General features: G+C 69.3%; 12 protein-coding genes. 9 read left to right on the forward strand and 3 right to left on the reverse strand.

Annotation, left to right across the window (positions count from 1 at the left end; all coding sequences use genetic code 11):
* Positions 1 to 16: 16 nt before the first annotated feature.
* The 3 genes from EER30_RS38905 (at position 17) to EER30_RS38915 (ending at position 3,410) form a co-directional block, all read left to right on the forward strand.
* Positions 17 to 901: a hypothetical protein gene (locus EER30_RS38905; RefSeq protein ID WP_127506505.1), complete on the forward strand. Its 885-nt coding sequence runs from the start codon at positions 17 to 19 to the stop codon at positions 899 to 901.
* The gene (locus tag EER30_RS38910) at positions 898 to 2,082 is read left to right on the forward strand and encodes a serine hydrolase domain-containing protein (protein WP_127506507.1); all 1,185 of its coding nucleotides are present in this window, start codon (positions 898 to 900) and stop codon (positions 2,080 to 2,082) included. The genes EER30_RS38905 and EER30_RS38910 overlap by 4 nt, the downstream gene beginning before the upstream one ends.
* Before the next feature lie 260 nt (positions 2,083 to 2,342).
* Positions 2,343 to 3,410, forward strand: coding sequence for an alpha/beta fold hydrolase (locus EER30_RS38915; protein WP_240670576.1), 1,068 nt, complete (start codon positions 2,343 to 2,345; stop codon positions 3,408 to 3,410).
* On the opposite strand, the gene EER30_RS38920 is transcribed toward EER30_RS38915, so the two are convergent.
* Entirely contained in the window at positions 3,407 to 4,540 is a 1,134-nt protein-coding gene (locus EER30_RS38920; RefSeq protein WP_127506511.1) for an erythromycin esterase family protein, read from the reverse strand. The genes EER30_RS38915 and EER30_RS38920 overlap by 4 nt on opposite strands.
* A gap of 67 nt (positions 4,541 to 4,607) precedes the next feature.
* Here EER30_RS38920 and EER30_RS38925 point away from each other — a divergent pair, with 67 nt between their 5' ends.
* Positions 4,608 to 5,837, forward strand: a complete 1,230-nt coding sequence (locus EER30_RS38925; RefSeq protein WP_127506513.1) for an endonuclease/exonuclease/phosphatase family protein — start codon at positions 4,608 to 4,610, stop codon at positions 5,835 to 5,837.
* Between the two features lie 147 nt (positions 5,838 to 5,984).
* On the opposite strand, the gene EER30_RS38930 is transcribed toward EER30_RS38925, so the two are convergent.
* Entirely contained in the window at positions 5,985 to 6,758 is a 774-nt protein-coding gene (locus EER30_RS38930) for an ACT domain-containing protein (RefSeq protein ID WP_127506515.1), read from the reverse strand.
* Positions 6,759 to 7,058: 300 nt separating this feature from the next.
* On the opposite strand from EER30_RS38930, the gene EER30_RS38935 reads away from it, so the two are divergent.
* From EER30_RS38935 to EER30_RS38955, 5 genes are all read left to right on the forward strand, one after another.
* On the forward strand, positions 7,059 to 8,054 hold the full coding sequence (locus EER30_RS38935) for a zinc-binding alcohol dehydrogenase family protein (protein WP_240670577.1): 996 nt from the start codon (positions 7,059 to 7,061) through the stop codon (positions 8,052 to 8,054).
* Positions 8,055 to 8,233: 179 nt separating this feature from the next.
* Entirely contained in the window at positions 8,234 to 8,623 is a 390-nt protein-coding gene (locus EER30_RS38940) for a hypothetical protein (protein ID WP_127506517.1), read from the forward strand.
* Positions 8,617 to 8,844 carry a helix-turn-helix domain-containing protein gene (locus tag EER30_RS38945; protein ID WP_127506634.1) on the forward strand — a complete coding sequence of 76 codons (228 nt, stop codon included), beginning with the start codon at positions 8,617 to 8,619 and terminating at the stop codon, positions 8,842 to 8,844. The genes EER30_RS38940 and EER30_RS38945 overlap by 7 nt, the downstream gene beginning before the upstream one ends.
* The gene (locus tag EER30_RS38950; protein WP_127506519.1) at positions 8,841 to 9,776 is read left to right on the forward strand and encodes an NAD(P)-dependent alcohol dehydrogenase; all 936 of its coding nucleotides are present in this window, start codon (positions 8,841 to 8,843) and stop codon (positions 9,774 to 9,776) included. The genes EER30_RS38945 and EER30_RS38950 overlap by 4 nt, the downstream gene beginning before the upstream one ends.
* A 670-nt stretch (positions 9,777 to 10,446) precedes the next feature.
* A complete protein-coding gene (locus EER30_RS38955) occupies positions 10,447 to 11,463 on the forward strand; it encodes a methyltransferase (RefSeq protein WP_127506521.1) in 1,017 nt (338 codons plus the stop codon).
* 57 nt (positions 11,464 to 11,520) lie between these two features.
* On the opposite strand, the gene EER30_RS38960 is transcribed toward EER30_RS38955, so the two are convergent.
* The gene (locus EER30_RS38960) at positions 11,521 to 12,246 is read right to left on the reverse strand and encodes an alpha/beta fold hydrolase (RefSeq protein ID WP_127506523.1); all 726 of its coding nucleotides are present in this window, start codon (positions 12,244 to 12,246) and stop codon (positions 11,521 to 11,523) included.
* Positions 12,247 to 12,286 lie beyond the last annotated feature (40 nt).

The following is a 12,286-nucleotide window of genomic DNA, read 5'->3' on the forward strand; positions in this document are numbered from 1 at the left end:
AACAACAATCAGCAGCATGACGTACGGCAAGAAGGATCTGCCCTACCCCTACTGCGCGGACTTCTCGGGCATCGTCACCCGGGTCAAGGGGGTGCGCGAGTCGACGCGGGCCGCCCTGGTGAACTCGCTGAAGGTGGCGTCCTACCTCAAGGCCGGCGCCAACCTCATCGAGCGCAACCTCGGCGGCGAGCGCCCGGCCACCGCCACCGGCGACGGCCGCAAGCAGTACTGGTCGGGTCTGAGCTTCCTGACCGAGCGGGCCCTCTCGGCCGAGGTCGAAGAGCTCGAGCTGCCGTTCCTGCGCCAGAAGGGCGCCGGCCCCTACCGGTCGACCTGGGCCAGTCACGACGACTACCTCAACGACCTGCTCGCTTTCATGCTGCACGCCATCAACTACGACCCGCAGTACGGCGCCGACGTCGAGACGCGGGGCGACTGGCTGGCCACCGACGAGAGCCTGGTCGACGCCGTCGACCGTTCGAGTTACCACGAGCTCATGGCGCTGTGCCGCATGCCGCTTTTCAAGCTACAACTCATCATGGTCGCCACCGCGCACCGCAACGACAGCGTCCGCAACGCGATAGCCAACAACTACGCGGGTGCTCTCGAACCGTGGCAGAAGATCTACGAGGAGACGATCGCGACCCGCGGCTACCGGCTGCGCCCCGGCATCACGATCAAGGAATTCACCGACCTGCTGGCGGCGGTCACCGAGGGTCTGGCCGTCCGCCACCTGGGCGATCCGAGCGCCGAGATCGCCGATCACGGTCCGACGGCCAACCTGGTGGGCAAGGGCGTCCTGGGCATCATGGCCGCCTACCTCGAGCCCATCGATGAACCAACTGGTCTGACTTTGCGTGAAATGTTCGAACGAACGGCCGACAACGGGGGACCGACATGACAAGTACCGCGGAGAGGCCAACCGCCTTCCGGGAGCCCTCCTGGTGGGACAAGCAGGGCGATCTGATCATGCGCAGGCCGTTCAACGAGTGGACCTTCACCCACATGAACTGGCTGATGCCGACAGAAAGGGTCGCCCGCGGGGCCACATCTCTTCCCCTGCCGATCGAGCACCAGCCGCTCGACCTCACCTACCGCTTCGACGACCGCGACCGCTCCCTCACCGAGCTTCACCGTCGCACCTTCACCACCGCCTTCGTCGTGCTGCACCGCGGCACGGTCGTGCACGAGTCCTATCCGGGCGCTTTCACCGGGCCCCGGTCCCGCATGCAGCTCTTCTCGCTGTCCAAGTCGGTCACCTCGATCCTCGTCGGGATCGCGCTGCACGACGGCCTGATCGGCAGCGAGAAGGACCAGATCACCGACTACCGCCCCGACTTCCTCGGCACGGCGTACGAGGGAAACACGATCGCCGAGCTGCTCGACATGACCACCGGCGTCGGCGACCTCGAGACGTGGGAGGTGTCCGACAGCGGCATCAAGCGTTTCGAGCAGGCCGTCATGGGGGGTGGAGACATCGCCGACGTGGTCCGCGCGGCAACGCGGGCCGCGCCGGCGGGTGAACGCTTCAACTACTCCACCTTCGACACGCAGCTCCTCGGCTGGGTGCTCGAGGCCGCGACCGGTCAGAGCCTGGCGGCGTACGCCTCCGAGAAGCTATGGCAGAGGCTCGGCGCCGACCGTGACGCCTACTACTGGCTCACCCGCGGGCGGCCCCGCACCGCGATCGGTGGCGGCTCCCTGAACGCGACCGCCCGCGACGTGGCCCGCATCGGCCTGCTCATGGCCAACGACGGCGTCGTCGGCGGCGAACGCATCGTCCCGCAGGAATGGGTGCGCCGCAGTCGCGGCAACGACCGGCCCCAGCTCGCCGTGGGCGCGCTCGGCCCCAGCGGCTACCGCCACTACGGGTACGCCAACCAGTGGTGGACGCTCGGCTCCGAGAGCTTCAACGCCTTCACCGGGCTCGGCGTGCACGGCCAATACCTCTACGTCGACCCGGACGCCGAGGTCGTCATCGTGAAATGCAGCGCCTGGCCCACCCAGGACGACGAAATTCGCGACGCGGAAACGATTGCCGCCCTCCGCCGCGTGGCCGACCACTTCGCCAGCCCGCGCTGATCCCTTAGCCTCCACCAGTTCGACCCGCACCATCGCTGTGCCCTGAGCGCTCGGGCCTGGTACGCCCTGACCAGGCCCGAGTCCCCTCGCCTCCCCCTTTGCGTCCCGTCGCGCCGCGGACCCCACGTCCGCGGCGCGAATGACGCTGCGCCCGACCGCGTCCACGACGACCCGGCTGCGCGTCCCTTTTCAGTCCTTTTTGAAAGGAAACATTGATGCACCCTGCCCTGAAAAAGCGCCTCGCGGCCTTTATCATCGCTTTGCTCGTCATTCCCGCGGCACTTTTCCCGGGTACGGCGGCCCACGCCGTCGATCTGCCAGGAATGGTTCTTTCCAGCGCGACCGCGACCCTTCCGTCCGAGCTTTCCCCGCTCGCGAACGGTAAACGCATCAGCTATGTGACGACGAACGTCAACGGCGGCCTGATCACCGCGACGGGCCTGGTCCTCACCCCGAAGACCGGCAAGAACAACAAGATCGTGGTCTGGGGTCACGGCACGACCGGCCTGGCCGACCAGTGCGCCCCGTCGGCGAGCCAGGCGGTCTTCTGGCCCGAGGCGCGGGCCGCGATCGCCGTGCTCCTGCAGCGCGGCTGGACGGTCGCCGCCCCCGACTACCCCGGGCTCGGCACCGCGCTGCCCCACCCGTACCTGGTCGGCGCCAGCGCGGCCCGCTCGATGATCGACAGTGCGAAGTCGGCCCGCAACCTCGACGCCACCCTCGGCACCCAGTACGTCATCGACGGCCACTCGCAGGGCGGCCAGGGCGCGTTGTTCGCCAACGAGCTCGCCCCCACGTACGACGGCGCGCTCGTCCTGCGCGGCACCGCCGCGATCGCCCCGGTCTCCAACGCCGACCTGTTCGTGCCGCTCATCCCCGGCACGGCCGCGCAGGGCTACCTGGTGATGGCGCTGTTCGGCCTGCAGGCCGTCGACCCGTCGGTGGTCCCGCAGTTGCTGCTGGCCCAGCCGGCCCGGCAACGCACCGGCGTGCTGCAGAGCGGCTGCCTCAACGAGATCCTGGCCACCTATGCCCCGCTGACCGCGTCGCAGTTGCTGGTCGGCGGCACGCTTCCGCAGAGCGTGGTGACCAAACTGTCCAAGTACGCCAACCCGGGCCGGAAGCCGACAACCGCGCCGGTGCTGCTGGTGCAGGGCAACGCCGACGAGGCGGTCCCGTACTTCTTCACCGCCGGCCCGCTGTTCACCCAGCTCGACGGCTACGCCCAGCCCGTCGAATACGTCGAGATCGACGGCGCGACCCACGACGGCGCCGTCTTCGAGAGCACCACCCTGATCGCGGACTGGATCGCGGCCCGCTTCACCTAGGCCCCGGCCCAAACCGCCTGCTCGGTCGGGGTGCTGACCGGGACGCAGGCGATCAGGTCGAAGGCGTCCGGCTGCTCGGCGTACGTGTCGAGCAGCCGGATCCTGCGGGCACCGGCCGGCGGGCGGGCGATCGTCGGGCGACCGCTCGCCAGGGCCGCCTCCACGCTGTCCTCGGGCGGCGGCGCGAGGTCGACGACGACGGCCTCCGCCATCGCGGGCGCGTCGGGGGCGAGCCGCCGGGTGGCGACGCGGCCGGTCTCGCAGGTCACGCCAATCGCCAAGTAGCCGTCGCCGAGCGCGGCCGACAGGTGCGTGCCGAGCACATCGAACATCGGGTGCCGCCGCTGGATGTGTGAGTTCGCGGCGGCGATGATCACACGGCCCTCGGCGCGATTCAGGATCCACTCGGCGGTGGCCGCCATCGCGCCGTCGCGGATGTTCAGCCGGGCGTGAGCGGCCGAGCCCTCCACGGCGGCGGTCTGCGCGCGCAGCATCTGGTCGAGCAGGGTGATCAGGCGCAGTTCGTGGCGGGCGGTCGCGTGACGGTCGGCGTCGGTTCTACGCGGGGTCGAGTCGAAACGGGCCGTCAATTCGGCGAGCCCCAGCGTCAACGCGTCCCGATCGATGAGAGCCATTTCCCGGTACGCCGAGAAGGCCGGAATCGTGTAGGCCGAGGCGAATTTCGCGGCGTGCCGACGTACGGCGGAAACGGTTTCGTGGTCGATGCCGGGGTGCTCGTCGAGGTGGTCGAGCACGGTGAGCATCGAGCCCAGATCGCCGGGCAGGTCGAGGCCCCAGTATTCGAGGCCGCGCTCCTTCAGGTAGTGGAGCAGGTCGCGCATCTCGGCGCAGCGGGCGAAGCGATAGGTCATGCCGTCCTCGGGCGGGTCGCCGACGCCGTCGCCCATCCAGTCGCGCATCGTCAGGCCCTCGCTGAAACCGGACTCGAACGCGACGGTCGTGAATCCGTGACGCTCGGTCAGGAAACGGATCAGGCGGCGCCGCAGCAGGTGATATTCGCGTACGAAATGGGCGGACTCACCGATCGCCACGACACGCGCGTCGCCGATCAGCCCGGCCAGGGGTTCGAGGTCGTCGAGGGGCGCGGCGGGATCGAGGGTGAAGTGCACGGGAACAGACCCTAACGGAATCGCGTGCGCCATTGTCTCGCGACGACGGGTCCGATAGGGACAGAGGATGAGGCGAATTCTTCTCGCTGCCGCGGTGGTGTCCACGGTCGTGCTCGGCGTCGCTCCGCCGGCCCAGGCCACCGGATCGCTGCGCGTGGCGACCTACAACCTTTCACTCAACCGGCCGTCCGAAGGGCTGCTGCGCACCCACCTGTCCGAGCCGGACGTCGACGACGTCTACCGGCGGCAGGCGCGCAACGTGGCCGAGGTCATTCAGCGGGCCCGGCCCGACATCGTGCTGCTCAACGAATTCGACTACGACCCCGAGGCGGCGCGGCTGTTCGCGCGCAATTTCCTCGAGGTGCCGCAGAACGGGGCACGGACCGTGCGCTATCCGTACCGGTATGTGGCGCCGTCGAACACCGGGGTGTCGTCCGGGCTCGACCTGAACAACAACGGCGTGGCCGATACGACTCCGGGCGATCAGGCGTACGGGGACGACTCGTACGGCTTCGGCCTGTTCCCCGGGCAGTACGGGATGGTGGTCTATTCGAAGTATCCGATCGACGTTCCCGCCGTGCGCACGTTCCAGCACTTCAAGTGGCGGGACATGCCGGGCAATCTGATGCCGACGGAGTTCTATTCGCCGGCCGCCCAGGCGGCGCTGCGGCTGTCGTCGAAGAGCCACTGGGACGTGCCGATCCGGGTGGGCGGTCGTACCCTGCACTTCCTGGTCTCGCACCCGACGCCGCCGACCTTCGACGGGCCGGAGGACCGCAACGGGCGCCGCAACCACGACGAGATCCGTTTCTGGGCCGACTACGTGACGCCGGGGAAGAAATCGTCGTACATCTATGACGATCGGGGCCGCCGTGGAGGCCTCAAGCCCGGTCAGGCCTTCGTGATCGCGGGCGACCAGAACGCCGACCCGAACGACGGCGACTCCTACGGGCGCGCGATCAACCAGCTCCTCGACCACCCGCTGATCTCCTCCCGTACGACGCCGTCGAGCGCCGGGGCCGCCGAGGCGTCCGCGCTGCAGGGCGGGGCCAACGCCGCCCACACCGGCGATCCGCGCTTCGACACGGCCGACTTCGCCGACACCGCGCCCGGAAACCTGCGGGCCGACTACGTGCTGCCCCGCAAGGGCATCAAGGTGACCGGCTCGGGCGTGTTCTGGCCGGTACGGTCGGATCCGCTGTCCCGCCTGAGCGGCGTCTTCGACCCGGTGTGGTCGCCGGTCAACGGCTTCCCCACCTCGGACCACCGCCTGGTCTGGGTCGACCTGCGGCGCTGATCCGGCTGTCGTGCGGCGGGCTCACACGGATCACGCGGGGCCCGCCGCGCACCCGGTCCCACACCGCCACCCACCCGCCCTCACGCCCCCGTCCTCGGCTCGCGCCCCGCTCTCAGCTCGCGCCTCAGACCCGCCCCGCGCCGCCTCTCACCTCGCCGAGCGGGACGCGGTCGCGCACAGGTCCAGGAGCGCCTGCGCCCGGGAGATCTCCGTCGGGGTGAAGGCGGGCGAACGGCGTACCAGGAAACGGTGTTCGCCGGTGGCGTGATGAAGAGTGGCGACGTGCGTGGCCCCGGCCGGTCTGGTCGATGTGAGGTCGGCCGCGAGGAGCCGGTGCATGGCGTCGGCGAGGGACACCGCCCCGGACGCGGCCTGACGGGCGATCGTCAGGGCGCGGGTCGCCGGATCGACCAGGTCGTGAACGTCGGCCCGGCTGGTCTCGGTGTCCTCGCCACCGCCGGTCACGACGGTGTCGGCCACGTCCCGCGCGGTCAGTTCGGGCGGGACGGCGACCAGCAACTCGTCGACGGCGCCCCGCTCGTCCGGATGGACCTGGATGGCCAGGATGTTGATGCCCCGCTCGGCCAGACGGGTGCTGAGCGCGGCGAGCGTGCCGGGCCGGTCGGGCAGGGTGGTGCGGACCCGGACGAGCTCGCGGTGACCGCCGGGGATGGCGAGCAGGTCGGGTAGGGTGACGTGCCGCGGTGCGGCGGCCTGGCTGCGGCGCTGGGTCCACCGCCGGCGCAGCACGGCCCCGACGACCAGAATTGCTCCGCTGGCGATCAGCATCGCGGCGCCGTGGGCCCGCTCCCCCATCAACGTGACGAACAGGTGGGCCGCGCCGACCGCGAAGAACACGGCGGCGACCTCGATCAGCTCGGCGGCCCAGTGAGCCACCCGGTGACGGTCGAAGGTCCTCATGACCCCGAATCGTCGACCGCCCCGATGACATCGGCGATGACGCGCCGTATCACCCACGATAACGATCCGCCCGTTTGTGAATCCCGGATTAATCCGACGAGTTCCCCGTCACTCCCGCCCGCAGCCACCCACCCGCCCCGGCGCACTACCGCCCATGGCCCGCCACCCTTCCGCCCACCGAGTCCCGCGTCGTCTCCCTCACCCCGCCCGAGTCCCGGCACTCCAACCCCACCCCGCGCAGTCCGAGTCCCGCGTCACCTTGCCGCCGGTAGCTGCGGAAATCGCAATACCGTGCAGGTCATGACCGATGTGATGCGCGCGGTGGGCTACCGCAAGAATCTGCCGATCTCCGACCCGTCGTCCCTGCTCGACCTCGAGGTGCCGGTGCCGTCGCCCGGCGAGCACGATCTGCTGGTGCGGGTCAAGGCGGTGTCGGTCAACCCGGTGGACGTGAAGGTGCGCGCGAGCGCCGACCCGGGCGGCGAACCGCGCATCCTCGGCTTCGACGCGGCCGGGGTTGTGGAAAAGGTGGGTTCGGCGGTCACCTTGTTCCGGCCGGGCGACGAGGTCTGGTACGCCGGCTCGATCGCCCGTCCCGGCACAGACTCGGAACTGCACCTCGTCGACGAGCGGATCGTGGGCCGGAAGCCGGCGTCCCTGGACTTCGCCGCCGCGGCCGCCCTGCCCCTGACCGCGTTGACGGCTTGGGAGTCGCTCTTCGATCGCCTGCGTCTGACCGCGGGCAGCACCGGTCGTCTGTTGGTGCTGGGCGCCGCCGGTGGTGTCGGGGCGGTGCTGGTGCAACTCGCTCGCCGCCTCACCGACCTGGAGGTGATCGGCACCGCTTCGCGCCCCGAGAGTCGCCAGTACGTGCTGGACCGAGGCGCCCACCGGGTGGTCGACCATCGCGGCGACCTGGCGGCCCAGCTTCCCGAAGGCGTCGACTACGTGTTCAGCCCCCACTCCGCCGGCATGATCGGCACTTTCGCCGAGATCATCCGCCCGTACGGCGCGGTGGTCGCCATCGACGAACCCGAGGGCCTGGACCTGGTCGGACTGAAATCGAAGAGCATCGCCTGGCATTGGGAGCTGATGTTCACCCGCGCCCTCTACGACCCGACAAGCACGGCCCAGCATGAGATCCTCACCCAGGTGGCCGCCCTTGTGGACAAGAACGTCATCGAATCAACATTGACGACTCGTATTGACGGCATCAACGCGATCAACATGAGAAAGGCTCACGCCGCCCAGGAATCCGGCCGCACGGTCGGCAAAACGGTCCTCGCCGGCTTCTGACCCCCCGCGCTCAGCTTCCGGGCCCACCCGGAAGCTGAGCCGCACGGCCCCAACCAGCCAAGCCCGCCACCCGTCATCCGGCAACGCCCGTGCGGCGCTCACCTGCGCAACCTGTGGCGGCGCTGAGAATCATGTAAAGAAACTTTGACTTGGTGTCCGGGTTTCTTTACCTTCAAGGCATGACAACCGAGGAACGGCGGGCTTGGAGCCTCGCCGTCACGAGCCTCATCGCCTACGCGGTCTACGTCATCCTGTGGACGACCGGCGTCGACTATGTGCCCGCCCTCCTGTGGACGATCGGTGGCGCGATCGTCGTCAACATCGCTGTGGACATGTTGTTCGGCCGTGCACAGCGGGCCGATCAGCGCGACCGCGAGATCGCCCGTTTCGGCGACCACATCGGCGGCTCGCTGGTTGTCACGGGCGCGGTCGCCGCGATGGCCCTCGCGCTGCTCGAGGCCCGGCACTTCTGGATCGCCAACGTCATCTATCTCGCGTTCGTACTGTCCGCGGTGCTCGGGTCGACCGCACGGATCGTCGCCTACCGCCGGGGCTTCCATCCCTGGTGAAACCGACCCGCATCACCAACGAGATCCGCGCGCTGCGGTTCGCCGCCGGTGAGATGACCCAGGCCGAGCTGGCCGACCGCATCGGCGTCACCCGCCAGACCGTCATCGCTATCGAACAGGGCCGATATTCGCCATCGTTGGAGGTGGCGTTCCGCATCGCGCGGGTCTTCGAAGTCGGCCTGGAAGACGTTTTCCGCCACCCGGCAGAGGAGTCCATGTGAAGGCCATTGTCCAAACCACCTACGGCGACGCCGACGTGCTGCGCCTCGCCGACGTCCCCCGGCCGACGATCAAACCCAACCAGGTTCTCGTACGCGTCCACGCCGCCGGCGTCGACCGCGGCGCCTGGCACGCGATGACCGGACTGCCGCTCGTCGCCCGCCTCGGCTTCGGTTTGCGCAGCCCGCGCAACCCCACCCCCGGGCTCGACCTGGCCGGCACCGTCACCGAGGTCGGTGAACGGGTCACCGACTTCAAGGTCGGCGACGAGGTTTTCGGCGAGGGTTCCCGAAGCTGGGCCGAGTACGCCACGGCCAAACCGCACCGGCTTCTCCACAAGCCCGAGCACCTGACTTTTCCACAGGCAGCGGTTATCCCCACCTCCGGCGCGACCGCCCTGCGCATGCTCGCGCCGTCCACAGCCCCCACCCGCGACGTATTGATCATCGGCGCGGGCGGCGGGGTCGGCTCGTTCGCGGTCCTCCTGGCCAAGTCACGCGGCGACAGGGTGACCGCGGTGTGCAGCACGGCCAAGCTCGAAGCCGTACGCCGTTTCGGCGCCGACCACGTCATCGACTACACCCGCGAGCCTTTGACCGGCTCCTACGACCTCATCATCGACATCGCCGGCAACCGCCCGCTGCCGGCGTTGCGCGCACTGCTTCGTCCACAGGGCACCCTGTGCCTGACCGGCGGCGAGAACGGCGGCCGCTTCTTCGGCGGCCTGGAACGCAACCTGCAGGCCAAAACCGTCTCCCCGTTCATCAAACACACCCTGCGCGCCCCGATCGTCATCGCGAACCGGACCGACCTGGCGGCCCTGACGTCGATCTCGTCACCGCTGGAGCGCACCTACCCCCTCGAAGAGGCCCGGACCGCCATGGACCGCCTGGCCACCGGCCGGGTAACCGGGAAGCTCGCCCTGACAATGTAGAGAGCTGTCCGGCACGGCCCAGGCCATGTACGCCCCTTCGCCGTGAAGGCCTGTCCGCTGAGATCCCGAGTCGAGCATCCGCTTCGTGCCGACGGACACGTGCCCCATGCCCGCGTCCCATTCCCCTCGCGCATGCTGATGAAGCCGGATAAAAGCTCCCGACTTCACGAAAACGGGCCCCTCCCAGCCATAATCAATCGGCGGTGTCGGATCCAGGCGCCGGACTCCTGGGTTCAGACCCCTGAACCGCGATCGAGACCCCTGCATCAAGGATCAGCAGAACGATCAAGCAGCGAAAGGCCTGGTTCCTGGTAATACCCACAGTGGCGAGCCAACGGGGCACCGCAAACGGCCATTCCGGGGCACCACGACAGAGAAACCGGGCGTTGCCCGGCTCTCGCTGGCAACCCGACGGCCGGCTCGGCGCTCGCTTCAGCCCTCGGCAAGTTCCGCTCGGCACTCGGCGCTCGAATCGGCGCTCGGCGCTCGAATCGGCGCTCGGCGGGCTCGGAGCGGCGCTCGGCGGGCTCGGAGCGGCGCTCGGCGGGCTCGGAGCGGCGCTCGGCGGGCTCGGAGCGGCGACCGACAGGCTCGGGTTGGTGATCGGCGTGCTTGGTTTGGCGGTCCGGGCGGCGGTTGGGTCGTCGGCGGGATTTGGAATGATCTATGTATGTTGACGCCGACCCCGTTGATGGGGCTTGTTACCGGTTTCTGGAGCTTCAAGACGTTCGCGGCCGCCGTGGAGATGGAGCTCTTCACGCGGCTGGCGGGCGGCCGCACGATGACCGTCGCCGAGGCCGAGAAGGAGTTGGGGCTGGCCGACCGGCCGGCCGATCTGTTGCTCACCGCGTGCGCCTCGCTCGGGCTGCTCGCGAAGGACGGTGACGGCTATCGCAACACCGAGCTGGCCGAGGAGTTTCTGGTCAAGGGCAAGCCCTACTACTTCGGCGGTCAGGTGACCTATTGCGATCAGCGCACCTACCTGCCCTGGCACCGGGTGGGGGAAGCGCTTCACACCGATCGACCGCTCACCTGGGACCCGTCCACACAGGAGTCCATGTTCGATACAGCCGACCCTCGCATGCTGGAGAGCTTCTGGGGCGCCATGTATTCGACGTCCATCTTCACGGCGAAGGAGCTCGCGGCGCACGTCGACCTGAGCGGCAGTGAGCGCCTGCTCGACGTGGGTGGCGGCTCCGGGGCGTACCCGATCGAGCTTTGCCGTTTGCTGCCGAGCCTGAGCGCGACCGTCTTCGATCTGCCGCACGTGTGCGAGATCGCCGCGGGCAACATCGCCGCCGCGGGCCTGAGCGACCGCATCGCCACCACGCCCGGCGACTTCCTCACCGACGAGCATCTGCCGGAGGGCCACGACGTCGTGCTCTTCAGCATGATCCTGCACGACTGGGACGCCGCCACGAACCAACAACTTCTGACCAAGGCGTACGAGGCCCTCGCGCCCGGCGGACGGGTGGTCATCTCGGAACTGCTGCTCAACGCCGAACGAACCGGACCCGCCTCCGCCGCCCTGATGGGCATGAACATGCTCGTCGAGACCGTGGGCGGCCGGAACTACTCCGACGCCGAGTACACGGACTGGCTCGCAGCGGCCGGCTTCACCGATATCCACACCGTGCACTTCGACGCGCCGGGCGCGAACGGCGCGGTCATCGCCATAAAGCGCTGATACGACGAGCGGCCGTACACAGACACGGCTGACTGAGAGCAAAGCGGGAACGGGCCGTCAGGCGACCCGGTCGTTGTGCGCGGTCGCGAGCAGCGGCAACAGGGCTTCCGGCCGCTCGACGTGAGCGTTGTGGCCCAGGCCGGGCAGATCGATCGGGTCGGTGCCCAGGTCGGCGATCTGTCCGGCGGTGACCATGTGGTCGTGTTCGCCGCGGGCCAGCAGCACCGGGACGGTGGCCAGTTCGAGGAGGGCGGCCACGTGCGGGTCGCCCACCGCGAACGCTCGCTGGTCGAAGGTCGGCCGCCAGCCCTCGGGGGTCTCGGTGACCGCGGATGCCGGGGCGTCGCCGTCGAGGCCGGCCACCTTCGCGTGGCGGCGTGCGGCCTCCTCGCGGGTGGCGTACGCGGGGGCGGGGCGCTCGGCGAGCGCTGCCGCCTTCGCCAGCTCGTCCTCGGTCCAGGACACCTTGATGCCCAGCCCGATCACGGCCAGCACTCCGGGGCGGCCGGCCAGGTGGAGCCCGATCACGCCACCGAACGAATGACCGACGATCACGGTGCCTAGGGGGTCGACGAGGCCGGCGACGGCGGCGGCCACCCCGGCGAAGGAGTAGGACGGCAGCGCGGACGAACCCCCGTGCCCGGGCAGGTCGGGCGCGACCCATGCGGCGTCGCCGAGCTGGGCGGCCAGCCCTTCCCAGACTTCGGCCGTGGCGCCGAGGCCGTGCAACAGCAAATAGGTCGGCGATTCAGCGCCGCCGGTAAGAACACGCAGATCGGTCACCCCGACAGCATGACGCAGTCGAGCGGGAAAATCGGACCAC

Origin of the sequence: Actinoplanes solisilvae (genome assembly GCF_003999975.1) — a bacterium.
Lineage (GTDB): Bacteria > Actinomycetota > Actinomycetes > Mycobacteriales > Micromonosporaceae > Actinoplanes > Actinoplanes solisilvae.